21 protein-coding genes and 1 pseudogene are annotated in these 23,367 nt (G+C 74.9%); 6 read left to right on the top strand and 16 right to left on the bottom strand.

Annotated elements, in window-relative coordinates; translation table 11 throughout:
* Positions 1-20: 20 nt before the first annotated feature.
* Complete coding sequence (locus ACZ4VL_RS10650; protein ID WP_468198229.1) at positions 21-1,295, top strand: cytochrome P450; 1,275 nt, start codon at positions 21-23, stop codon at positions 1,293-1,295.
* A gap of 152 nt (positions 1,296-1,447) precedes the next feature.
* Here ACZ4VL_RS10650 and ACZ4VL_RS10645 read toward each other — a convergent pair whose 3' ends face one another.
* A complete protein-coding gene (locus ACZ4VL_RS10645) occupies positions 1,448-1,939 on the bottom strand; it encodes a DUF5949 family protein (RefSeq protein WP_468198226.1) in 492 nt (163 codons plus the stop codon).
* A gap of 57 nt (positions 1,940-1,996) precedes the next feature.
* A complete protein-coding gene (locus tag ACZ4VL_RS10640; protein WP_468198224.1) occupies positions 1,997-2,587 on the bottom strand; it encodes a DUF4352 domain-containing protein in 591 nt (196 codons plus the stop codon).
* A 164-nt stretch (positions 2,588-2,751) separates the two neighbouring features.
* Between ACZ4VL_RS10640 and ACZ4VL_RS10635 the strand changes: the two genes are divergently transcribed.
* Complete coding sequence (locus ACZ4VL_RS10635; protein WP_468198222.1) at positions 2,752-3,195, top strand: DUF6299 family protein; 444 nt, start codon at positions 2,752-2,754, stop codon at positions 3,193-3,195.
* A 26-nt stretch (positions 3,196-3,221) separates the two neighbouring features.
* Here ACZ4VL_RS10635 and ACZ4VL_RS10630 read toward each other — a convergent pair whose 3' ends face one another.
* The 5 genes from ACZ4VL_RS10630 to ACZ4VL_RS10610 all read right to left on the bottom strand — a co-directional run bounded on the left by ACZ4VL_RS10630 (position 3,222) and on the right by ACZ4VL_RS10610 (position 8,836).
* The gene (locus ACZ4VL_RS10630) at positions 3,222-3,404 is read right to left on the bottom strand and encodes a hypothetical protein (protein WP_361099798.1); all 183 of its coding nucleotides are present in this window, start codon (positions 3,402-3,404) and stop codon (positions 3,222-3,224) included.
* 86 nt (positions 3,405-3,490) lie between these two features.
* Entirely contained in the window at positions 3,491-5,563 is a 2,073-nt protein-coding gene (locus ACZ4VL_RS10625; protein ID WP_468198218.1) for a SpoIIE family protein phosphatase, read from the bottom strand.
* Positions 5,564-5,576: 13 nt separating this feature from the next.
* Complete coding sequence (locus tag ACZ4VL_RS10620; RefSeq protein ID WP_468198216.1) at positions 5,577-5,819, bottom strand: hypothetical protein; 243 nt, start codon at positions 5,817-5,819, stop codon at positions 5,577-5,579.
* A 17-nt stretch (positions 5,820-5,836) separates the two neighbouring features.
* A complete protein-coding gene (locus ACZ4VL_RS10615; RefSeq protein ID WP_468198214.1) occupies positions 5,837-7,111 on the bottom strand; it encodes an NAD(P)-binding domain-containing protein in 1,275 nt (424 codons plus the stop codon).
* Positions 7,112-7,282: 171 nt separating this feature from the next.
* On the bottom strand, positions 7,283-8,836 hold the full coding sequence (locus tag ACZ4VL_RS10610; protein ID WP_468198212.1) for a carboxylate--amine ligase: 1,554 nt from the start codon (positions 8,834-8,836) through the stop codon (positions 7,283-7,285).
* Positions 8,837-8,987: 151 nt separating this feature from the next.
* On the opposite strand from ACZ4VL_RS10610, the gene ACZ4VL_RS10605 reads away from it, so the two are divergent.
* Positions 8,988-10,559, top strand: coding sequence for a glycoside hydrolase family 26 protein (locus ACZ4VL_RS10605; RefSeq protein ID WP_468198209.1), 1,572 nt, complete (start codon positions 8,988-8,990; stop codon positions 10,557-10,559).
* A 5-nt stretch (positions 10,560-10,564) separates the two neighbouring features.
* Here the strand turns inward: ACZ4VL_RS10605 and ACZ4VL_RS10600 are convergent, their stop codons facing one another.
* The 9 genes and pseudogenes from ACZ4VL_RS10600 to ACZ4VL_RS10560 all read right to left on the bottom strand — a co-directional run bounded on the left by ACZ4VL_RS10600 (position 10,565) and on the right by ACZ4VL_RS10560 (position 21,803).
* The gene (locus ACZ4VL_RS10600) at positions 10,565-11,707 is read right to left on the bottom strand and encodes a GNAT family N-acetyltransferase (protein ID WP_468198207.1); all 1,143 of its coding nucleotides are present in this window, start codon (positions 11,705-11,707) and stop codon (positions 10,565-10,567) included.
* On the bottom strand, positions 11,704-12,447 hold the full coding sequence (locus tag ACZ4VL_RS10595) for a YveK family protein (RefSeq protein WP_468198372.1): 744 nt from the start codon (positions 12,445-12,447) through the stop codon (positions 11,704-11,706). Before ACZ4VL_RS10595 ends, ACZ4VL_RS10600 begins: the two co-directional genes overlap by 4 nt.
* Positions 12,448-12,751: 304 nt before the next feature.
* Positions 12,752-13,885 (bottom strand): annotated as a pseudogene (locus ACZ4VL_RS10590) (glycosyltransferase); the annotation flags it as partial.
* Positions 13,886-13,908: 23 nt separating this feature from the next.
* Positions 13,909-14,688 (bottom strand): polysaccharide deacetylase family protein, encoded by a 780-nt coding sequence (locus tag ACZ4VL_RS10585; protein ID WP_468198205.1) that lies wholly within the window; start codon positions 14,686-14,688, stop codon positions 13,909-13,911.
* Complete coding sequence (gene murJ, locus ACZ4VL_RS10580) at positions 14,678-16,501, bottom strand: murein biosynthesis integral membrane protein MurJ (protein ID WP_468198202.1); 1,824 nt, start codon at positions 16,499-16,501, stop codon at positions 14,678-14,680. The genes ACZ4VL_RS10585 and murJ overlap by 11 nt, the downstream gene beginning before the upstream one ends.
* Positions 16,498-17,952 carry an O-antigen ligase family protein gene (locus ACZ4VL_RS10575; RefSeq protein WP_468198200.1) on the bottom strand — a complete coding sequence of 485 codons (1,455 nt, stop codon included), beginning with the start codon at positions 17,950-17,952 and terminating at the stop codon, positions 16,498-16,500. The genes murJ and ACZ4VL_RS10575 overlap by 4 nt, the downstream gene beginning before the upstream one ends.
* A 2-nt stretch (positions 17,953-17,954) precedes the next feature.
* Positions 17,955-19,466, bottom strand: coding sequence for an exopolysaccharide biosynthesis polyprenyl glycosylphosphotransferase (locus ACZ4VL_RS10570; protein ID WP_468198198.1), 1,512 nt, complete (start codon positions 19,464-19,466; stop codon positions 17,955-17,957).
* Positions 19,463-20,680: a glycosyltransferase gene (locus tag ACZ4VL_RS10565; protein WP_468198196.1), complete on the bottom strand. Its 1,218-nt coding sequence runs from the start codon at positions 20,678-20,680 to the stop codon at positions 19,463-19,465. Before ACZ4VL_RS10565 ends, ACZ4VL_RS10570 begins: the two co-directional genes overlap by 4 nt.
* A 19-nt stretch (positions 20,681-20,699) precedes the next feature.
* The gene (locus tag ACZ4VL_RS10560) at positions 20,700-21,803 is read right to left on the bottom strand and encodes a DUF3344 domain-containing protein (protein WP_468198194.1); all 1,104 of its coding nucleotides are present in this window, start codon (positions 21,801-21,803) and stop codon (positions 20,700-20,702) included.
* A gap of 178 nt (positions 21,804-21,981) precedes the next feature.
* Here ACZ4VL_RS10560 and ACZ4VL_RS10555 point away from each other — a divergent pair, with 178 nt between their 5' ends.
* The 3 genes from ACZ4VL_RS10555 to ACZ4VL_RS10545 all read left to right on the top strand — a co-directional run bounded on the left by ACZ4VL_RS10555 (position 21,982) and on the right by ACZ4VL_RS10545 (position 23,238).
* Entirely contained in the window at positions 21,982-22,227 is a 246-nt protein-coding gene (locus ACZ4VL_RS10555) for a chaplin (protein ID WP_468198193.1), read from the top strand.
* A 130-nt stretch (positions 22,228-22,357) separates the two neighbouring features.
* Positions 22,358-22,768 (top strand): rodlin, encoded by a 411-nt coding sequence (locus ACZ4VL_RS10550; RefSeq protein WP_404241182.1) that lies wholly within the window; start codon positions 22,358-22,360, stop codon positions 22,766-22,768.
* A 236-nt stretch (positions 22,769-23,004) separates the two neighbouring features.
* Complete coding sequence (locus ACZ4VL_RS10545) at positions 23,005-23,238, top strand: chaplin (RefSeq protein WP_404241184.1); 234 nt, start codon at positions 23,005-23,007, stop codon at positions 23,236-23,238.
* Positions 23,239-23,367: the final 129 nt, after the last annotated feature.

Below are 23,367 nucleotides of genomic sequence, written 5' to 3'. Positions count from 1 at the left end.
GGCAGAAAGAAGAAGAAACGATGAAGGTCCCGGTACAGCGGTACGGGCAGGCCGACCCGGCGGTGGCGGGGTACGGGGAGCTCGCCGACCCGGCGTTCTGGCAGCAGCCCCCGGCCGCGCGGCTCGCGGCGTTCGCCCGGCTCCGGGCGCTGGACGCCCCGGTGTTCGTGCCCGAGGGCAGGGGGCGGGGCCACTGGGCCCTGGTCCGGCACGCGGACGTGCAGGAGGCGAGCCGGCTGCCGAAGGTGTTCGCGAGCGCGCCGGGGGTGACCACGCCCGAGCCGGCGCGGTGGGTGCGGGCCCTGTTCGGGGACTCGATGGTCAACCTGGACGGCGCCGACCACGCCCAGCTCCGCAAGATCGTGCAGCGGGCGTTCACGCCGCGGCTGCTGGCGGCGGCGGAGGCGGACATCCACGCGGTGGCCGCCCGGATCGTCGACGACGTGCTGACCGACCGGCCCGACGAGTTCGTCTCGGCCGTGGCCTCCCGGCTGCCCCTGGAGGTCATCTGCAACATGATGGGCATCCCGGAGCGCCACCGGGCGGAGATCGCCGACCGCGTCAACCACGCCTCGGAGAACATCGGTGTCGAACGGGGCCTGACGGCACGGCTGCGGATGCCCGGGCGGGGCCTGCGCGCCCTGGCCCGGATGCAGCGGATGGTCGCGGGGATCGGCCGGGAGCGCCGCAGGAACCCCTCCGACGACCTGATCTCGGCGCTGGTCCGCGCGGACGTGGACGGGCAGGCGCTCGGGGCGCGCCAACTGGGGGCGTTCTTCTCGCTGCTGATGGTCGCGGGCGTGGAGACCACCCGCAACGCGATCACCCACGGCCTGTCCCTGCTGACCGACCACCCGGACCAGCGGGACCTGCTGCTGGAGGACTTCGAGGAGCACGCGGACGGGGCGGTGGACGAGATGATCCGGCACTCGACGCCGATCATCCAGTTCCGCCGGACGGTGGTGGCCGAACACGCCCTGCGCGGGCACCGCTTCGTGCCGGGCGACAAGGTCGTGCTCTACTACGCCTCCGCCAACCGCGACGAGGCGGTCTTCCCCGACCCCGACGCCTTCGACATCACCCGCTCCCCCAACCCGCACCTGGGCTTCGGCGGCGGCGGGCCGCACTTCTGCCTGGGCGCGCACCTGGCCCGGGTGGAGATGAAGGCCTTGTTCCGCGAGTTGCTGACCCGGCCGGTCGGGCTGCGCGCGGTGGGCCTGCCGGACCTGGCGGGGTCGAACTTCGACAACCGTGTCCGCTCGCTCCGGTTCGCCTTCGAGTCGCCGCGGCAGTAGCCCCACGGCGGGCGCGGGCCGCCTGGCCTGCGCCCGCCGACGCGGCCGCGGACGCGCGGAACCGGCCGCCGGGCGGGCTGGGGGCCCGGCGGCCGGAGCGTGCGCCGACTGCCGCCGGCCGCCGCCGGCACCGTGAGGTGCCGACGCGGCTCCTACTGCAGGCGCCGCACGGCGAGGAGGCAGTGCGCGCAGGTCGCGAGCACCTCCTCGTCGCCGGCGAACGCCTGGAGCGTTTCGGCGTCGACCGGGCGGCCCGGGACGGCCTCGGGCCAGGGGCGCGTGGCGAACAGGAAGTACGCGTGGCCGCTCTCGTTCGCCGCCTCGACCCACTCGTCCGGGACGGTGCAGGTGGCGTTCAGTCCGGGCAGGGTCAGCGCGACCTGGTTGTCGGCCAGGACGATCTGCACGGGGAATCCCGCCGGGTCCTTCCGCCCGTCCTCGACCTTGTCCCCGATGGACAGCTTGTTCTCCGCCAGCAGCGCCCGCGCGGCCTCCTCGGCGGCCTGCGGGCCGTGCGGGCCGTCGCCCAGCGAGTAGGCGAGGAGGTACGGCATGTCGTGGCCCTCGGCGGGGTCGCCGATCCAGGCGAGCACCGAGAGGGTACCGAGCCGGACCCGGTCGATTTCGGCTTGAGTTGAAGTCATGCGCCGCACCCTAGTGGCCTTCACACCGGGCCCTTCACGGCCTTTCACCCGTGCGGGCTACACCGCCCAGAATCCTTCTCCGGAATTCGACTGGACGTTCGCATCCTGGTACTGGAGCCGAACAATGCGCGTATTTTCCGGAATTTCGAACACGACCCACCCGTCCGCCTGTTCCCCGACGGCGAGCGAATCGAATACGAGGGGTTTTCCGGTGGTCAGTTCACCCGTCCGCACGACCGGGTGGCGCTTCCCCGCGCTGTCGTACGCCCACATGCGTCCGAGAGCCCCGTACGAGGCCCCGCCGACGTTGACGAACGACATCGAGGCGGCCACCCAGCGCTTCCCCGCGGGCGGGGCGAAGTTCTTCTCCACGCTGACCGCGGGGTCGACGTACGCGTTGAGCACCGCTTGGAGGTGCCGGCCGACCTGACGGCCGTGCACCCGGACGGGGTCGCCCACGTGGGCGTCCTTCGTGGCAGGGGCGCCCTCGGCGCCCGGCGCGGCGTCGTCCACCGGGACGGCGGGCGCTGCGGCAGGGGCGAGGGCGCCCCCGTCGGAGGGTGCGGAACAGGCCGTGGCCCCGAACAGGAGGAACGGCAGGAGAGCAGCGGCGAGGGCGGAAGCGGCGGCGGGAGCGGACTGGCGCATGCGCGATCCCTTCGGGGACCTTCGAGGGGGTTTTCCGGCCAGTCTCACGCGCCCGAGCGGGGAATTGCACACACCGACACGGGTGTACGGAGCGAGATGCCGCCCATCTGCCAGCACAATGCGTTCCGACGGAATTCCGACATCGGCATCCACCTGGAGGAAGAATGCGCACGTCCGGCAGCCGCATCACCCTGGCAGCCTTCTCCGCCCTGGCCGCGGCCACGGTATTCACCGCCCCGGCCGCGGCCACCGTATTCAATCAGGCTATTTCCGTACAGTCCGAAGCCCACATCGACGGGGACGGCACGATCACCCTTTCCGGCACCTACCGCTGCGAGCAGCCGTCACCCGACGGGACCATCCAGATCAAGGCCGCGCTCGTCCAGGACGGCGTCCACCTCGGCATCGGCGCCGGCGGGGCCGTCTGCGACGGCAAGGACCACGACTGGCACGCGCACGCCACGCTCGCCTACACCCCGCAGGTGCACGCCGGCCCCGCCAGGGCCACGGCGGAACTCCAGGAGATCCACCTCTCCGGCCTCATGCCCTCGTCGCTCGACACGGTGGCGGCGGACGAGAAGGTCGTCGAGGTCGTCGACCACCGCTGAGCCGTGGCGGCAGGGCGCCGGCCGCGCTACCGGCAGGACGGCGCCACCCCCGTCATCGACATGAACGCCACGGTCCGGCACCCCGGATCCGCGTGCCGGTGCCCCGTGGCCAGGTCGACGGCCAGGTCCACGGCCGCCGGCACCGCGGCCCCCAACAGGAGCAGCGCCAGCAGGCCGCCTGCCGTGCGCCCGCTCAGGCGGCGCCGCACGGGACGATCCGTTCCACACGCGTCCGTTTCATGGACCGCATCATCACGCCGCCCCCCACCTACCACAACTCGGCACGCACGGACGCTCACACGGAGCCACGGGGGCTGCCCGAGGCGTCGAACTCGCACCACACCGCCTTGCCGTCGCCCCGGGACTCCACGCCCCAGTGCGTGGCCAGCGCGTCCACCAGCAGCAGCCCGCGCCCGGTGGTGGCGGCCTCCCCCGGAGTGCGCCGGCGCGGCCAGACGCTGGAGCGGTCCTTGACCCACAGCCGGATCCGCCGCACCGGCTCCGGCAGCACCTCCATGGTCAGCACCGCCCCGCCGTCGGTGTGCAGCAGGGCGTTGACCAGCAGCTCCCCGGCGGCCACCTCGACGTCGTCGGCGAGCTCCGGCATGCCCCAGTCCCGCAGCGCCTGCCGCAGGGCGAAGCGGGCCTCCGACAGCCCCTCCGGGTCGGCCTGGTGGATGTACTGGTGGATGCGCGGAGCCCGGTGGGTGCCCGGGTCCGGGGCCCGGCGCAGCACCAGCAGGGCCACGTCGTCGCCGGAGCCCCAGCGCTCCCAGAGCCGGTCCGAGAGGTGGTCGGCGAGCGCTCCCGCCTCCTGCGGGCCGCTGCGGACCACGTGGGCGAGGGCCTCCATGCCCTGGGTGATGGCGGTGCCGGGCTCCTCCACCAGGCCGTCCGTGCACAGCACGAGGGTCTCTCCGGGGACGAGGTCGAGCCGGGTCTCGGGGAAGTCCTCCTGCTCGAAGACGGAGGCCAGGCCGAGCGGCAGCCCGCCGCGCACGTTGGGCCAGCCCGTCCGCCCGTCGGTGTGCCGGATCAGCGGGCCGAGGTGGCCGGCGCGGACGACCCGTACGCCGCCCGTCTCCAGGTCCACCTGTGCGTACATGCAGGTCGCGAAGCGCTCGGTGTCGAGCTCGGCGAGGAAGCGGGAGGCCCGCGCCAGCACGGTCGACGGCGGGTGCCCCTCGCCCGCGTAGGCGCGCAGCGCGATCCGCAGCTGGCCCATGATCGCCGCGGCGTGGGTGTCGTGCCCCTGGACGTCGCCCACCACGATGCCGACCCGGTCGCGGGGCAGCGCGATCACGTCGTACCAGTCCCCGCCGACCTCGCGCCCGCTCCACGCCGAGTGGTAGCGCACGGCGATCTCCCCGCCGCTGATCTCCGGGATCCGCCGCGGCAGCATCGAGGCCTGTAGGCCGGTCGCGAACTCCCGCTCCTGGTCGAACAGGAGCGCCCGCTGGAGGGACTGCGCGACGATGCCGGCCAGGCCCAGGCAGAGGTTGCGCTCCTCGGGGCTGAACTCGGTGCGCTTGCGGTAGAAGAGCACCAGCCCACCGATGGCCCGGGCCTGGGCGATGAGCGGGAGGTAGGCGGCCGCGTCGAACCGGATCCGGTTCAGGTAGTCGGCGAGCAGGGGGAACTCGTCGGCCAGGGCGCTCAGCGAGGTGGCGAACCGGGCCTTGCGGGTGAGCACCGCCTGGGACAGCGGCAGGGTGCCGTCCAGCCGGGTGAACCTCCGCTCGCTGAGGATCTCCAGGGACTCCCCGCTCAACGCGATGATCTTGATGGCGCCGTTCTCCACCAGCCCCAGGGCCAGCCCGTCCGCGCCCAGCCGCTCCAGCGCCCCCGCACCGGTCAGCGTCGCGGTCACGTCGTCGACGGTCACCGCCCGCGAGAGGGCCTCGGTGGTCCGCTGCACGATCGTCGCCTGTTTGGCCCGCGCCGACTCCAACTTCCGCAGCACGGTGGCCTGGGCCAGCTCGGCCGTCGCGTCCCGGACGATCCCGACGATCCGGTCGGGCTGCCCCGCGGCGTCCCGCAGGATCCTGCCCTGGGTGTGGGTCCACTGGTCGACGCCGTCGCGCCGACGGACCGTGAAGTACGAGCCGTGCGTCTCGGCGCCCTCGTCCACCGCGGTGCGCACGGAGTCCGCCAGGCGCGCGCTGTCGATCTGCGGGATCCGAAGACCGAGGCCCTCGGGGGTCCGGTCGAACTCCTCCGGGTCCAGGTCGAGGACCGCGTACCCGGCTTCGTCCAGCTCGAACGTACCCGCGCGCAGGTCCCACTCGAAGCTGCCCATGCCGTTCAGGGCCAGCCGCTCACCGGGACCGGTCGCCGGGCCGGATCTGTCACGCTCCGCCGCTGCCACCAGACAACACCACCTAACGGCCGGGCCAGCACGGCTGGGAGATCAGCCGCTCCCACTCCTCGTCCGGATGCCCCGGAAGGGTGCGCCCGGCCTCCCGCCAGCGCTTGACCAGGGAGAGGTAGATCATCGAAGGGTCCGGTGCGGCGGGCGCGGGAGGACCGTACGGGGCGGTCCGGGGCGCAGTGGTGTGCTGTTCCGCGCGACTGGCCGGGATGCGCACCCAGCCGCGGCCCTGTGCTCGCTGCTCCGCAGTCATCGCGGACCCCTCTCACCTCACCGCAGAGACGTCTTCGGATGCCCCGCGCCGGCCCGGGCGGGCCGCGGGGTGCCGAGGGAGCCCGTCGGCCGGCGCCGGGCGCCGAGGCGCCTGTGGACTCCTTTCACCAGTCTCCCCGCCGTGAACCCCGCACCGTGCACGAATCGCATGGAAGGGCCGAATGAGGGAGCCGTCAGCAGCCCCGCGAAGAACAGTCCCGGCCACGACGACTCGAATCCGGGGCTCAGCTCCGGCGTGCCGCCGTTCCCGACCGTGTCGAGGGCGGCGCGCAGCCGGGCGTCCAGCAGGTCCAGCCGGGCCAGGTCGGGGTGGAACCCGGTGGCGGCGATGACGTGCGCGACGTCCAGCACGGCGGACTCCCCGGCCGCACTGGTCAGCCCCAGCCTGGTCCGGTCCCCCGCCGCGACGGCCCGGTGCACCCGGTGCCCCAGCAGCGTCGGGACGCTCCGCTCGAAGCGGTCCCGCAGCCACCAGGCCCCGGCGGGCCCGAGCGCGGTGGCCGCGATCCGCTCCCGCCGGGCCGCGGGCAGCCGGCGCACCGCCCACGGCAGCTCGGACCACGCCCAGGTGCGCCAGCCGCTGCCCAGGCCGCTGTGCGGGCGGCGCAGCGCCTCCAGGGCCGGGCGCTCCAGCGGCGGGGGGACGGTGTTCCAGTCGATCCGGGCCCGCCGGGCGACCAGGCAGGGCCGGGCGCCGCTCTCGGCGAGCAGGGCGGCGGTCTCCAGGGCGGCCTGCCCGGCCCCCAGCACGGCGACCTCGCGGCCCGCGAACCGGCCGAGGTCGCGGTGGGCACTGCTGTGCGAGTAGTGCCCGGGCGGCAGCTCGCGCAGCGCTCCGGGGTGGCGGGCGAAGGGCATGACCCCGACGGCGACGGCCACCGTCCGGGCGAGCAGCGGGGGCCCTTCGGCGGTGCGGATGCGGAAGCCGTCTCCCTGGGGGGTGACCTCGGTGACGGTCACCTCCTCCACCTCCGGCACCGCCCGGCGGGCGAACCACATGCCGTACGCGCTGAACGCGCCGATCGGCAGCGGACGGCCGTGCTCGGCCGACAGCCCCCGGCCGGCGCAGTACTCGGCGAGGGTGTGGCGGCCGCCGGGCGCCGAGAGGTTCGAGGACCAGGGCTCGGACTTCAGGTACATGCCGTCGGGCATGTGGTCCCGCCACGAGGCCATGGGGCGACCGAGCACCCGTACGCCGATGCCGGCCGCCACCGCGTGCGCGGCGATCGACAGCCCGTACGGACCTGCGCCGACCACGACGAGGTCGTCCATCCGCGTCACCGCTGTCCCTCCGCTCTCATGGATCCCCCATCGTTCGCCGGGGCGGTACGGGGCCGGCCGGAGTCGTGCGCGCCGCCATCTCCGGCTTCCCGGAGCCCGGCGGCTCAAACGCCGACACGGCCCGTGTCGCCCGCAGGGGGCACGGCCCCGCCTGCCGGCCGGTCACCGCGTCACCAGCTCGTCCTCGGCGGCGGCCGCCGGCGGGCCGGGCGGGTGCGGGACGACCGGCGTCGCCGACCCGGGCGCGGCCGGTGCGACAGCCGCCCCGGGGGCGGGTACGGGCGCCGTGGGCACGCCAGGGGCACCTGGCCCACCCGGCACGGAAGGCGCCGGCGGCGGGGCCGGCACGGCGGGCTGTCCGGGCCCCGCCCGGTCGCCGTCGCGCTGGCGCGGGGCACGCTGGCGCGGGGCACGCACCACCGCGCGCGCCGTGCGCCGCCCGTGCGCCGGGATCCCGCGCAGGACGCGCGCCCCCTTGTCCGCGCCCCGCCCGAGGAACGCGGTGAGCATCGCCAGGAACGGCAGCAGGTCGTCCGCCGCGAACCAGGCAGCCTCCGTCCGCCCCTTCGCGCGCCGCCGCCCCGGCCCGCGCCCGGCGCCCGGCTCCCCGGCCGGGCCGGGCCGCCGTCCGCGCCGCCGCAGCGGCAGCTGCCGCCCGCGCAGCGACGCCAGCAGCGCGTAGTTCTCCGCGACGAACACCCGGCCCGGCCCCCCGGACTGCGCGGGCACCTGCTGGCCCGTCAGATCGAGGTACATGGCCTGGACGACGTCCAGCCCGGCCTCGTCCGTGAACAGCCGGAACTGGGCCCCGGGCCGCGGGTTGAAGTCCACCAGCCGGAAGCAGCCGCTCTCGTCCCGCCGGAAGTCCAGGTCCAGGATGCCCTGGTAGCCGAGGCGTTCGGCGATCCGCAGCCCCGCCTCCTCCACCGCCGGGTCGGGCAGCCAGCGCCCCACCGCCGTCAGCCCCGTCCGCACCGGCCAGGACAGCTCCTTGCGGCCCGACCCCGCGAGCAGCGGCCGCCCGCCCCGGCCGAACGCGCCGTGGAAGAACCAGTCCGTGTCGGCGCCGGCGGGCAGGAACCGCTGCAGCAGCAGCCGGCTCCCGGCCTCGGCGGAGCGCTCGTACAGCCGGCGCGCCTCCGCGGCGGTGTGCACGAGGGTGGTGCTGCGCAGGCCGGAGCCCGTCGGCAGCAGCCAGGGCCGGCTCCACTTGGCGACCGCGGGCAGCCCGAGCCGCCAGGCCGCCTCGGCCGCCTCCGCCCCGCTCCCGGGGATCACGGTCTCCGGGTGCGGGATGCCCCAGCGCGCGCAGAGCAGCGACAGCTCGGCCTTGTCGGCCACCCTGGCCGGCAGGCCGTCGGGTTGGTGGGGGATCCGGAACCGCCCCTCCAGCATCGGCGCGATCCGCGCGACGGCGATGGCGCTCAAGTCGTCCATCGCGATGAGCACGGCGGGCTGCCCGATCCGCTCCGACACCCCGGCCAGGCACTCCCCGAGCGCCTCCGGCGCCTCCGGGTCGAGCCCGCCCGGTGGCCCCTCGTGCAGCGCGCGCACGTACCGCGAGCGCCCCATGGGACCTCCCCCGGCCTCGACGACGGCATGGACCTCCACGCCCTTGCGCCCCAGGGATCTGACGGCGCCGAGGGTTCCGTGGTGGAACGGATTCCGGTCGAGTCTGAGCACAACAGCGGGCACGTGGCCGGAGAACTCGTACATGGGAAGGGTGTCTTTCACCTAGTCGGACCAAGCAGGGATGGTGCGCAACTGCGAATGGCCTACGGCGGCCGTCACCGGACAGGCCGTTCGTCGGATGTGATGCCTAACGTCTTGGGCAAGCACACCGATTCAGGAAAGCCCTGGAGATGCCATGCCCGGAACACATCGCCGCCTGGCGAGCACCTGCATCGGTACGGTCACGGCCGGGCTGCTCGCCACCGGAGCCGCGCTCGCGGCCCCCGACGACGAGCAGCCGAAGGCCCCGGACACCGCGATGGGGGCCTACCTGGACTTCGGCCCGGCCGGGGTCGCGCGGATCCCGTTCCTGTCGAACTGGCTCGGCGGCAAGGAGATCCGCGTCGGCCACACCTATCTGCCGGGCGACCGCTGGGCCGGCATCGAGGGGAACGTCGACTTCCTGGACGACTGGGCCGACTGGCGCCGGGCCAAGTCGGACCGGCTCTTCGTGCTCAACGTGCCCATGCAGGAGCGCAACGAGGGCCGGGTGCCGGACCAGCAGGTGGCCCGGCTGATCCGGGAGGGCGCCGCGGGCCGGTTCGACGGGCACTTCAGGAAGCTGGCCGAGCGACTGGTGGACCTGGGCGTGCCGGACACGGTGATCGTGCTCGGCTGGGAGATGAACGGCACCACCTACACCCACCGGTGCGCGCCGGACCCGGACAAATGGAAGGCGTACTGGCGGCGCATCGTCACCACGATGCGCTCCGTCCCCGGCCAGGAGTTCACCTTCGACTTCGCCCCCAACCGCGGGTCGGACGCGATCGGCTGGACCCGCTGCTACCCGGGTGACGACGTCGTCGACGTCATCGGCATGGACTCCTACGACCAGGGTCCGGGCCGCACCTTCGACGAGTACATCACCCAGCCGTACGGGCTCCAGCACCACGTCGACTTCGCGAAGGCACACGGCAAGCGGATCTCGTACCCGGAGTGGGGGCTGTTCCGCCGCGGGGACAACCCGGAGTACGTGCGGCGCATGCTCCGGTGGATCGAGCAGCAGAAGCCGGTCTACCACACCATCACGGACTACTGCCCGCACGGCGTGTGGCAGTGCAAGCAGAACCCGCTGTCGGCGAAGGCGTTCCGCAAGGCGCTCACGCCCGAGGTCCCGGACCCGGGGGTCCCGACGCCGGTGGTCCCGACGCCGGTCCTCCCCACGCCGGTCGTGCCGACCCCCGTGAGCCCGACCCCGGTGGTCCCGACCCCGGACGTGCCCAACCCGCACGTCCCAACCCCGGACGTGCCCACACCGGCCGTGCCCACACCCGAGGTCCCGGTCCCGCTCCCGACCCCCGTCCTGCCGGTGCCGAAGCCCTCGCCGCTGGTTCCCTCGCCCGAGGCACCCGCCGTGACCCCGGCCCCGGTCGAGACCACCCCCGGGTCCCCTGAGCCGAAGCCCGAGCCCAAGCCGCAGCCCTCGGCCGAGGAACCCGAAAGCCCGGCACCCGAGAGCCCGGCGGCGTCGCCCGTCGCCCCGAGCCCCGTCGCCCCGAGCCCCGTCACGCCGAGCCCCGTCACGCCGAGCCCCGCGGCACCGAGCCCGGCCGTGCCCGGCCCGGTGCCGCCCCGGCCGACGCCGGTGAACAGCACGCAGTGGTGCGTGCCGCTCACCTTCGGCGACTGGCTCTCCAAGCTGGTCGGCAAGCAGTCGGTCTGCATCACCCTCGACTGGGACCGGGACTCCGGTTTCTGGCCCTGGTAGACCCGTCATCGCACCCGCAGTTCGTTGAGCCGTGCCCGCCAGTCCCGGGCGGCCGGCAGCGCCTCGCGCAAGACGTCCACCGCCCGCTCGCGCCCCGTCACCTGCGACTCGTGCAGTCGCAGCAGGGGCGCGAGCGCCGTCCGGGCCATCAGGAACCGCTGGTTGACGACGGTGTCGGGCCGCCAGTGGTTCTTGTACGGTTCGCTGCCGCGCAGGAAGCTCACCACCGGGCGGCCCTCCGCCAGGGCCCGGCGGGCCTCGTAGCGCAGCAGCAGCGTCGCCACGTCCACCTTCCGCGCCCGCAGGTCCGGGTCGGCCCCGTACAGGTACCCGCCGCTGAGCGTCCCCGACAGCAGAGTGACGTTGGCCGCCACCACCTTCCCGTCGAGCCGGAACTCGGTCAGCCGGCCCTCCCCCGCGCGCACCATCCGCCGGGTGGCCCGGGTCAGGTGCTCGGCGAAGCGGGGCTTGAGGTGCTCCGGCGTCACCCCGCGGCCGCGCCACTGCTCCTCGTGGAGCCGCAGCAGGGTCCGCACGGCCCCGGGCACCTCGTGCTCGGTGACCTCGTGCTCCTCGATCCCGGCCGCATCGGTCTTGCGGAGCTTGGCCCGCACCCGCTGGGCCCCGGAGGCCGGCATCCGCTTGACCAACTCGTCGAAGGGCAGCGCGGGCAGCTCCATGCACGTGGAGTCGGCGAGCTTGCTGCGCGCGCCCGGCCACTGCTCGTACACCGCCTCCGCGGACGCCCCGGGCCGCACCTCGCGCAGGTCGACGACGGCGCCGCGCGCCGCCCGGTGCAGCCCCCGGGCCAGCGCGGGCACGACCTGGTCGGCGTGCCCGTCGGCCACGAGCACGTCGGAGTGGTCGGTGATGCCGCCGCCGAGCGGCACCAGCAGCGGCAGCGGCCGGTGGACGAGCATCAGCGGGGCGGCGCCGACCAGTTCCCCGTCGCGCCGCACGAGCACGATCCGCAGCCGCCCGTCCCGGCCGTACGACAGCCACCACGAGTGCAGCCAGGCGTGGCTCTGGAAGGGGGTGGCGGTACGACAGGATCGGAACAGCCGGTTCCAGGGCTCGGCCAGTGCGGCGAACTGCCGGGGGTCACGGCACAGCGTCACCGACAGGGCCCCGGTGGAGCCCTGCGTCATCGCACGGACTCCTTCTCCTTGGCTTCCGCGTGCTCGCCCTGGGCCGGCAGCGTGGGCGTGGCGGTGACCTCGACGGCGGCCTCCTCCTGCCGCGGCGGCTGCTCCTGCCGCCGCTCCTCCTGCCACGGCTGCTCCTCGTCCTCCTGCCTGCGCCCGCGGCCGGGCCGGGCGAGCAGCCACAGCCCGCCGAGCAGCCCGCCCGCGCACAGTCCGACGGCCCCGGCGACCGGGGCGGACGGCGAGGCCGGGTCGGCCGGGGCCACGGCCTGGCTGAACAGCAGCAGCTGCACACCGGTGTTCTTGGCTGCCTGGTTGCTGCTCAGCGACAGCGCGTCGGCCACCGAGTTGGCGATGTCGGCGGCCTCGGCGGCGCTCGTGGAGGTGCCGGTGATGGCGATCATCGGGGACTCGGGGGAGGTTTCGGCGCGGACCTGGGTGCGCAGCCGGCGGGCGTCCAGGCCCGCGCGGGGCTGGGCGTACGCGAGGGTGGAGCTGCTGGTGGCGATGCGGCCGTAGGCCTGGGCGAAGCCGAGGGCGGTGGCCGGCTCGGTGGTGTCGTCCGGCACGGCGACGACATAGCTCGTGGCGGCGTACTCGGGCGCCTTGAGGACCCCGTACGCGCCGCCCGCGGCCAGCCCCAGCACGGCGGCGACGGGCAGCGGCCACCAGGAGGGCAGCGGCAGCAGCCGTACCCGGCGGCGTCGGTGGTCGGACTTCTTCTGCTCGGCGGTGTCGGCCATGTGCGTGCTCACTTCCTGGGTGAAGAGGTGTTCCTCCCGGGCCCGTTCGGGACCCGGGGCATGCGGTTCAGTCCCGGTCGCCGGGTGCCGGCCGCGGCTCGTGCGCGGGGCCCGGCGTCCCCGCCGGCGCGGGCGTCCGGTCGGCGTCCCGCTCGGTGGCCGCGGCGGAGGCGGCCGAGGCGGTCGAGGCGGTCGAGGCGGTAGATGCAGTGGAGGCGGCGACCGTGGCCTCCGTGGGGGCCGCCGCACCGGACGCCGGGTCCGGGGCCGGCGCCGCCGACACCACCGCCGCGGGGCGGGGGACGCGGGGAGCCGGCACCCGGTCGGCGAGGGCCAGCCGGTAGACGTCGAGCAACTGCTCCGCGCTGCGCGCGATGTCGTAGCGCCGGACCACGGGCGGCGGCGGCAGCCGCGTGGCCCCCGCCTCCATGTGTCCGCGCAGGGCGGCGACCAGTTCCTCCGCCCCGGTGCCGATCCGCCGGGCGCCCGGCGCCTGCGCCGCCGGCAGGTCGTCGATCGCCGGGCAGGTGACGTGCAGCACCGGCAGCCCGGCCGCCAGCGCCTCCACCACCGCCAGCCCGAACGCCTCCTCCCGCGACGGGGACACGAACACGTCCATCGCGGACAGCAGCGCCGGGATCCCGGGCGTGCGCCCGTCCGGGCCCTCGCCCAGCGGGTCCCGCTCCCCCACCAGGTGGATCCGGTTCTGCGCGCCGAGCTCGGCGGCCAGCCGGCGCAGCGCGGCCCGCTCGGGCCCCTCCCCGGCCAGCAGCAGGTGCGCGCCCGGGAGCGCCGCCACCGCCCGGACCAGCGCGTCGAACCGCTTGCCCGGCACCAGCCGGCCGACGCCGCCGACGACGAACGCCCGCTCCGGCAGCCCGGTCCGGGCCCGCGTGGACCGGCGCGCGCCGGCGTCGAAGCGGAACCGGGCGGCCTCGATCCCGTTCGGCACGACGCGCACCCGGGCCTCGGGCACGCCCCAGCCGGCCAGCCGGGCCGCGACCGTGTCGGACACGGCCACCGTCGCCGCGCCCAGCCGCTCGCTCGCCAGGTACAGGGCCCGGACCCCGCCCGTGAGCGGCCGGCCCTCGATCTCGGCGTCGCCGAGGGAGTGCTCGGTGGCCACGATCGCCCCGGCGCCCGCGAGCCGGGCCGCGAGCCGCCCGTACACGCAGGCCCGGTACAGGTGCGTGTGGACGAGGTCGTAGCCGCCCCGCCGGATGAACCGGGCCAGCCGGGGCAGCGCCCCCAGGTCCCGGTTGCCCTGCATGCCGAGGTGCACCACGCGCACCCCGTCGGCCCGCAGCCCGTCGGCCACCGGCCCCGGGTTGGTCAGGGTCAGCACGTCGCAGCGCATGGGCAGGTGCCGCAGCAGCAGTCGGAGCTGCTGTTCGGCCCCGCCGACGCCGAGCCCGGTGATGACGTGCAGCACCCGCAGGTCCTCGATCGGCGGCAGCGGCTTCACCGGTGCACCGCCCGGCCCAGCTCCCGCGCCCGGTGCCGCAGCTGCTTGATCCGCAGCCGCCCGCCGCCGTCGGCCTGGCTGACGTGCGTGCGCGGCAGGGCGTGCGGGCCGGTCAGCCGCCCGGGGTCGATGGCACAGGCGTACGCGTACCCGGCGGCCCGCGTCGCGTGGACGACCCGCGCGTCGAGGTAGCCGTACGGGTAGCAGAAGCCCTCGGGCAGCGTCCCGGTGAGCTCCCGCAGCAGTTCCCGGCTGCCGCGCAGCTCCTGCTGGAGCACGTCGTCGGAGACGGCGGTGAGGTCCTGGTGGAGCAGCCCGTGGGAGCCGATCTCCTGCCCGGCGGCGGCGACCTCCCGGATGCCCTCCGCGGTGAGCAGTGATCTGCGCGGCCCCAGCGGATCCCACACGTTGTCCACGCCGAGCCGCCCGGGCAGCACGAACAGGGTGGAGGTGCACTCGTGGTGGCGCAGCAGCGGCAGCGCCCCGGTCAGGTAGTCGGTGTAGCCGTCGTCGAAGGTCAGCCCGACCAGTCCGGTGCCGCGGCCGGCGGCGCGGGCCCGCAGCAGTTCGCCGACGGAGACCCCGCGCAGGCCGCGCGAGCGCAGCCACTGCAGCTGGGCCTCCAGGGTGCGGGGGGTGACGGTGATGCCGTACGGGTCCTCGGCGGGATCGGTGAACTCGGTGACCGAGTGGTACATCAGGACCCACGGCGAGGCGGCGGTCCGGCGGGCGGGAGCCATCGCGGCGGCCGGTGCCGTGTCGGTGTCAGCGGGCATTGCGGAACCTCTGGGTCGTGTGGGCGATCTGGGCGGACAGGGTGGTGATCTCGAGCGCCCGTATGGCCGTGCCTGCGGCCGTGAACATGGCGGGGACCAGCAGGCAGCCGAGCGCGGCGCTGAGCAGCGGGTCGGGGATCATCGGGCCGGCGATCCAGCCGGTGCCGCCGGCGGCGAGGGAGGCGACGGCAAGCCGGCCGATGCTGAGGGCGACCCTGCGGACCTGGATCGCGATGATCCGCCGGCCGATGCCGAGGAGCAGCAGCACGGCGGTGGTGGAGATCCCGGCCGCGTTGGCGCCGGCGAGGCCGTAGACGCCCCACCAGCGGACAGCGGCGGCCCCGCCCGCGATGTTGACGAGGAGTCCGGCGCCCATCGCGAGCGCCGGGAACCAGGTGGGCCGGGCGGTCGCGAAGAAGGGCCGGCTGAGCGCGCCGACAAGGCAGTGGCCGAGCAGCCCGAGGCCGTAGACCCGCATGACGGCGGCGGTGGCCCGGGTGTCCTCGGGGGTGAAGGCGCCCCGCTGGAAGAGGACCTCGATGATCTGCGGGGCGTAGCCGATGACCAGGGCGGTGCCCATGAGGACGGCGAGGCAGGACAGCGCCAGGTCCTGTTCGACGCGCCGGCGGGCCTTCTCGCGTTCGCCGCCGGCCATGGCCTGCGCGACGACGGGGAAGGTGACGGTGCAGATCATCAGGGACAGCACCATCGGCATCTGCGCGACCTTCTGCGCGTAGTTCAGGTGCGAGATGGCCCCGGGCGGCAGGGACGCGGCGAGGAACCGCTCGACGAGCACCTGCGACTGCCGGAACACGGCGAAGCAGATGACGGGGGCGATCACGCCGAGGGCGATCAGGGTGGGCCGGTCCCGGTCGCGCTGGCTGCGCGGAGCGGCGGCCTTGGCCCGCGGCGCACCGAAGCCCACGTTCCGGATGAAGGCGGGCAGTTGGACGCAGACCATCAGCAGCCCGCCGACGGCGACCCCGGCGGCCGCGGCCCGCACGCCCCACGCGGCGTGCAGGGCGATCATCGTGGCGATGATCCCGACGTTGTACGAGAGGTAGATCGCGGCCGGCGGCACGAAGGAGCGGTGGGCCCGCAGGGCGGCGCTGAAGTAGCCGGCCAGCCCGAAGGACAGCACGGTCAGCGCGGTGAGCCGGGTGCACTCGACGGCGAGGCCCGGGTCCGGCAGCCCGGGCGCGATGACGGAGACGACCAGCGGGGCGGCGACGACCAGGACGGACGCGACGACGGCCAGGAACACCGCCAGCCGCGGCAGGGTGGCCCGCACCAGCAGCCGGACCGGGTCCTGGGCCCGGGCCTCCGTCCGGCTGAGCCCGGCCCGGCCGGCCGCCCGCCGGGCCAGGGCGTGGCTGAACGCGGGCACCATCAGCAGCGCCATGGCGTCCTCGATCAGCAGGGTCGAGGCCATCTCCGGGACGGTCCAGGAGATGAGGAAGGCGTCGCTGTCATGTCCGGCGCCGAAGAGGTGGGCGATGGTCTGGTCCCGGACTAGCCCGAGCACCGAGCCCGCGGCGGTCAGCCCGGCGGTGACGGCGGCGGCCTTGGCCAGGAACCGGCCGAGCGGAGCGGACGCGCCGCGGTCGGGACCGGAGCCGGAGCCCGGGCCGGGCGACCCGCCGGGCGCGGCGGGGGGCCCGGGCGGGAGCGGCCCGGGGGCGGGCGCCTGGGCGGCCGCCGGGGCGGACTGCGGCGGCTGCGCGTCCCCGGGCGGGCTCGGCGGACGGCCCGCAGCCGCGGCAACGTCGGTCGCCGCGGCTGCGGGCCGCCTCCAGGGCGTCGTATCGGTCACCGGCCGGCCGCACCGGAAACGGCGCGCGGGCCCGCCGGGGACGGCAGGGCCCACCAGGCCGCAAGCCCGATGATCACTCCGGTGAGGACGGTGGACGGCCCGCCGATGTCCGCGTAGAGGAAGTCGGTGAGCTGCCACACCAGGAGCCCGATCGCGATCAGTCCGCAGTCGCGCATCGCGCGGTCCGAGCGGTCCGAGCGGTCCGAGCGGTCCGAGCGGTCCGAGCGGTCCGAGCGGTCCGAGGCACCCGTATCGCCCCTGTCGACCGTATCGGGCGCGCGCCCCGCGGCGTACCGGCGGAGCCCGGCGACGAGCAGCGCCGCCCAGCCGCCCGCCAGCGCCAGCAGCCCGATCAGCCCCTGCTCGCCGAGGACCAGCAGGTACATGTTGTGCGGGGACAGCAGCGGCTGGCGCACGTACCCCTGCCCCGCGCCGGCGGTGTCGCTTCCGGAGGACAGCCCCAGCGAGGCGTGGCCGTCCCGGTGCGCGGGGAACCCCTTGAGGCCCACGCCCGCCGCGGGCCGCTCCTGCCACATCGCCTCGGCGGCGGCCCACATCGTGTAGCGGTCGGTCACCGACTGGTCGGGGGCGCTGGAGACCTGCGTGATCGAGGTCAGCCGCTCCGTCACCATTGCGGACCCGACCCCGAACCCGCCCACCAGCACCACGCCGAGCGCGGTGAGCGCCAGCAGCACCCGCACCCCCCGCCGGATCCCGGCCAGCAGCATCACCAGCACCGCGGTCCCGGCGGTGGCGATCCACGAACCCCGGCTGAACGACAGCACCAGTGGCACCACCAGCAGCAGCGCCGTGCCGCCCGCCACCCGGCGCACCGGCCCCGGCAGGCCCGGGGCCAGCGCCGCGGCCGTCGCCACGACCAGCCCGTACGCCACCACGGTGGCCATGCCCATCACGTCGCCGGGGCCGAAGGTGCCGACGGCCCGGACGTCCGCGCCCTGGTAGGAGGCGCCGGTGTGGGTCAGGTACTGCACGACACCGACCGCGCCCTGCACCAGGGCCAGCACCGTGAAGCACCCGGCGGCGACCCGGAACTCCCCGGCGTCGCGCACCAGCAGCACGACCGCCACCGGCACCAGCACGAACACCTGGAGGTAGCGCACGAACCCCGGCAGGGCCGCGTACGGGTCCCCCGCGGTCGCGGTCGCCACGGCCAGCCCCACGGCGGGCACCCCCAGCACCGCCACCGCGAGCGGGCTCAGCACCCGCACCCGGCCGCGCAGCGCCTGCAGCGCGCACACCAGCACCAGCACCAGCGAGGCCGCGTCGCCCGGGCCGACCTTGCCGGAGGCGCTCGCATCGCCGGCGGGGACCGGGACCAGCAGCATCAGGACGGTCGCGGCGAGCGGCAGCAGCGGCCAGTGCCGGCGCACCAGCCGCGGCAGGTCCGGCCGGGCTCCGGCGACGCCGATCGTCGTCACGGCGAGGCTCATGGTCAGCTGCCCCCCAACCGGAAGCGGAAGAAGGAGGCCGCGGTGCGGGCGAGGATCCACAGGTCCTGCCACAGCGACCAGGTGTCGATGTAGTGGTTGTCGAAGCGGGCCCGGTCCTCGATGGAGGTGTCCCCGCGCAGCCCGTTGATCTGCGCGAGCCCGGTGATCCCGACGGGCATCCGGTGCCGGGCCTCGTAACCGGGGTGCACGCTGCTGAACTTCGCGACGAAGAAGGGCCGCTCCGGCCGGGGGCCGACCAGGCTCATGTCGCCGCGCACCACGTTCCACAGCTGCGGCAGCTCGTCCAGCGAGGACTTGCGCAGGAAGGACCCGACCGGGCTCATCCGGTTGTCGCCGGCGACGGTCCACCGCGTGGCGGACTCGTGCTCGTCGGCGCGCAGCGTGCGGAACTTCAGCAGGGTGAAGGGGCGCCCGTACAGGCCGACCCGCTCCTGACGGAAGATCACCCCGGGCCCGTCGGCGATCCGTACGGCCAGCGCGCACACCCCCATCAGCGGTGCGACGGCGATCAGCGCGCACAGGGCGAGGGCGCTGTCGAGGCCCCGCTTCACCCCGCGCTCCAGCTGCCGGGCGGGGCGCGGCAGCAGCGGCTGGACGGCGTACCCCCACAGCTGGTCGGCGGGCTGGGCGACCCGCATCCCGGTGACCTTGGCGGTTCCGGCGGGGTCGGCGAGCCAGAGCCGGCAGCCGTGGTCGTGGAAGAGGCGGACGAGGGAGGCGGTGTGCTCGTCCGACTCCGGCGGCCGGGTGAACACCGCGTCCCGGACGGAGTTCTGGATGACCGCGCGCCGGACGTCCTCGTGGGTGGCGAGGACCGGCATCGCTCCGTCGCCGTCGACACCGGCACCGGTGTCGGCGAGCCCGACGGGCCGCAGCCCGTACTCGGGGTGCCCGTGCAGGGCGGCGGCGACCGCGGCCGCCCCGGCACCCGGGCCGACGACGAGGGCCGAGGCGGGCCGGCGGCGACCGGAGCGGCGCCGGAGCTGGTTGACGAGCCCGCGGCCCGCGCACACCAGGGCGGTCTGCAGGCAGACGGCGGCCAGCAGCGCCCACCAGCCCAGCGCCTGGCGGGGGTCGGCGGCGGCGACCACGGCGGCGGCCACGCACCACAGGGCGGCCGCCCGCGCGGCCAGCGCGGGCAGTTCGAGCAGGGCGGACGGGGCCAGGCGCGGCCGGTACAGCCCGGCCTGCGCGTGCAGCAGGGCGACCAGGACGGCGAGCGGTCCGGCCGCCTCGCCCGGGAGTTCCAGCCCGGGCGAGGCGGCCGTGGTCAGTGCGGCGGCCAGCGCGTCGGCGGCCAGCAGCGGGAGCGCCCCGTGGCGGCGCCGGTCCCGCCGCTGCCGCACGAGCGGCCCGGCCTGGTCGGCCCGGGGGCGGCGCGGGGGGTGGATTGCGGTGACGGTCCGTCGGACGGCGGCCGTGCCGGCGGCACCGGCCGCGTGCCCCGTGCCGCCCTGTCCGGTGTGCCGGGGGGGTGCGCTGTCCATCGTCATCGGCTGATGCGCTCCTGGTTCGAGAGCCGGGGCCTGCCCAGCAGTTCGTGGTACAGACCGGTGACCGCGTCCGTGGTCCGCCGCACGTCGAATTCGGTCCGGGCGTGCTGCTGGGCCTGCTCGCCGAGTTCGGCGAGCAGCCGCGGCTCGGCGAGCAGCCGTCCCAGGGCCTTGGCCAGGGCCGTCGGGTCCTCCGGCGGCACCAGGCAGAGCCGTCCCTGGCCGGGTGGCAGGCTCTCCCGGGCACCGCTGACGTCGGAGACCAGGACCGGGCGGCCGCAGGCCATGGCTTCCAGCGGGGCGAGCGCCATGCCTTCCCACCGCGACGGCAGTACAACGAGATCGGCGGCCCGAAGCCACGGTCGGATGTCGGCGGCCCCGCCGGCGAAGAGCACCCCGGGCGGGGCCGTACGGCGCAGCCTCTCGGTGTCGGGGCCGTCCCCCACGAGGGCGAGTCGGGCCTCGGGAAGGTTGCCGCGCACCTCCCGCCAGGCGCGCAGCAGCACGTCCTGGCCCTTCTGCCGGCAGAGCCGGCCCACGCAGACGACGAGCGGCCCGTCACCCAGGAAGGCGGCGGGCAGGGGGAGTTCGGCGCGGGCGGCGCAGCGGTCATCCGCCCGGTCCGGGGCGCCGGGTCGGTAGTGGTCCAGGTCCACTCCGTTGCGGATCACCGACCAGCGGGCGGCGATCCCCTCGGCCTCGCCGACCCGGCGCTCGGCCTCGCTGACGCAGAGCACCCGGTCGGCCCAGCGAACGCCGTAGCGCTCCCAGCGCCGGGCGAGGGCGCCGGTGGCACCGCCGACCGCGTCGAAGGACCAGGCGTGCGGCTGGAACACGGTGGGGACGCGCCCGCGGGCGGCGAGCCGGCCGGCCAGTCCGGCCTTGGCGCTGTGGGCGTGCAGGACGTCGGGGCGGGCCCGGCGGATGACCCGGCGGGCGCCGACGACCTCGGCGGCCAGGTCGGGTCCGGGGGCGCGGCCGGCCCGCCAGGCGAGCACCTCGGCGCCGGCGGCGCGGGCTTCCTCGGCGAGGCGGCCCTCGCGCGGGCAGCCGACGACGGCGCGCAGGCCGGCGGCCGTCTGGGCGCGCACGAGGTCGACGACGACGCGGGCGACCCCGCCGTCGACGGGCTGGACGAGGTGCAGGACGGTCAGGGCGGGTGCGGTCGGGGGCTGCGCGGGGCAGGGTTGTTCGGGGGCAGGCTGTGTCGGCACGCGGAGCGGTCTCCTACGTTCAGCGGCGCGCGTCGGTCTGAACGAAGAGCACGCCGAGGAATTGGCCCTGGCTTTCGCCCGTGAACCTGAAGTTCAGGCTGTGGGCGCCACCGGAGAGGGCGGGACTCAGGTCGAACACGTCCGCGTCATATCCGAGGTTGTTCAGGTGTTCGGGCTGTCGCGCGGACGAGGGGCGCCCGAATTCCGTGATAGTGGAATTCATGACGTCGTTGAAGGGGTTTTCTTCGTCACTGACATCGGTGCGGCGTCCGGAGTCGGCGATCACGGTGAGTGAGTCCCCGAGGGTGCCCCGGTCGCCGTCGTACGCCACGATGCCGGCCTTGCCCGAGGCGCCTGCCGGCGCGTCCACCCCCGAAATCTCGATCGCCTCGCCCGCCGCCTCCCCGGCTCCGGCACCGAGGCCCTCGAAGCCGTCCCACAGCGAGATCCGGCGCAGCGGCTCCTGCGGGTGCTCGTAGGCGACGACCATCGTCCAGCCGCCCCAGGCACCCACCTCGGACTGGCCCATCGCGATGTTGAGCTGGGCCACCGTCCACATCCCGGCACCGCCCTTGCGGACCAGCGGGGTGACGTCGGCCGAGGCCTGGTACGCGTCGCTCCCCTCGTCCGTGCGGTGCCCGATCACGGTGTCGGCCAGCACTTCCTTGTACGCGCCGCCCGGCTCGGCGACCAGCACCCGCCCGTTGTCCTCCGGCGGCTTCTGCTCACCGACGCGCAGGTTCCCGCCCCAGTACAGGCGGGCGTACGAGACCTTCGCCCCCTGCGGGACCTTCAGTTCGGCGCGGGTGGAGTTGTAGGTGTCGGGGTCCTTGTCGACCTCGCTGTAGAACATCTCGAAGTCGCTGTTGACCGCCGTCGCGCCCTTCTTGACCTCGGCGCACGGCGCGGCGTCGGGGGCCGCCTCCTTGCGGCAGCTGATCGAGGAGTTGGAGGCCCGGACCAGCCCGCCGTGCTGCACGGACTGGTAACGCTGGGTGAACGGGACCTGGGGTGCTTCCTTGGGGCCCGGCGGCGCCTCGGCGCCCGCGGCGGGGACGGTGGCCGAAAGTGCGAGGCAGGACAGGAGGCCGAGCGTTCCGAGGATTCTGCGGGAGGAACCCATGATCCTGTCTCCATTTTCGATCAAGGGGGACAAAACAGGAGTGAACTTTGTCAGAAACCCGACCCGGAATCACGCCGGACTCGCATGTACGGCCTTTTGGGCGATACCTCGCACCCTCGCAGGCGGCGAGTCGTTAATGCGGGTGCACCGTTGTTCGAACCGAAAGGAAAGTACAGAGATGAAGAAGAGCCTGGTGCGCGGCACCACCGCGGCAGCCGCCGGCGCGGCGGTCCTGATGGGCGGCGCGGGCCTCGCCTCCGCGAACGACGCCACCGCGGGCGCCCTCGCCGCCGGGTCCCCCGGCGTGATCTCCGGCAACTCGGTCCAGGTCCCAATCAACATCCCGATCAACATCTGCGGCAACAGCGTCAACGTCGCGGCCCTGCTGAACCCGGCGTTCGGCAACGTCTGCCTCAACCGCTGACCGCACACCCGAGCGTCAACCGCGCCGTCCGAAACGGCGGCATCCGGGTGAAGCGACGCAACCCGGGCCGGCGGCGCCCCGTTGACCCGGGTGCTCAAGTACCGGGCAATCCTGCAAAAAAGGGACCACAATGATCAAGAAGATGATGGCCACGGCGGCGGCCGCGGCCTCGGTCGTGGGCATCGGTGCCGCCATGGCGCCGCAGGCGATGGCCATCGGGAACGACAACGGCATCAACACCGTCAACGGCAACGGCGCCTCCCAGATCTACGGCAACCAGGCCACCTACGGGAACATGAGCCCGCAGATGGCGCTGATCCAGGGCTCCTTCAACAAGCCCTGCATCGCCCTGCCCGCGAAGGTCAACGCCCAGTCGCTCCTCGCCCTGGTCAACGTCGGCGTCCAGGACATCCCGATCCTGTCCAACCCGATGAACCAGCAGTGCACCGAGAACTCCACCCAGGCCAAGGGCGACGAGCCGCTGTCGCACATCCTGGACAACATCCCGGTCCTCTCCGGCAACGCCTCCGCCGGCAGCTGACCCTCCCCCGCGCCACCGAGGCCGTCGCACCCGCCGGGTCGCGGCGGCCTCGCCACGTGCGGGCCCGCCCGGCCCGGGAATTCACCGCGCAAATACGCGCCGAATTCCCGGCGCCAGGGCGCCCGCCGCCGGGGAAATTCCGGCGACGCCCCGGAAAACCGGGGGTTTCCTTTTCACCGCCCACTCGTTGTTGTTTCTGCAGTGGAAAAGCCGCTGCGGGAAAGGATCGAAATCACATGACGTACAAGAAGGCAGTGGTGCTGGCCGCCGGCGTTCTCATGGCCGCCGGTGCCGCCTCCCCCGCCATGGCCGACTCGGTTGCCGACGGTCAGGCCGTGGGCTCCCCCGGCGTGGCGTCCGGCAACCTCGTCCAGGTTCCGGTCAACGTCCCCGTCAACCTCTGCGGCAACACCGTGAACATCATCGCCCTGCTGAACCCCACGTTCGGCAACACCTGCGTCAACGCCTGACGAAGCGGCTGCGCCCGCGGGGCGAACCTCCTCGGGGTGGGGGGGGGGGGGGGGGGGGGGGGGGGGGGGGGGGGGGGGGGGGGGGGGGGGGGGAGAGGGAGGGGGGGGGGGGGGAAGAGGAGGAGGACG

The sequence above is a fragment of the Streptomyces sp. NPDC029014 genome (genome assembly GCF_055564695.1).
The sequence above is the reverse complement of the archived record's forward strand: the minus strand, read 5'-3'. Positions and strand labels throughout refer to the sequence as shown.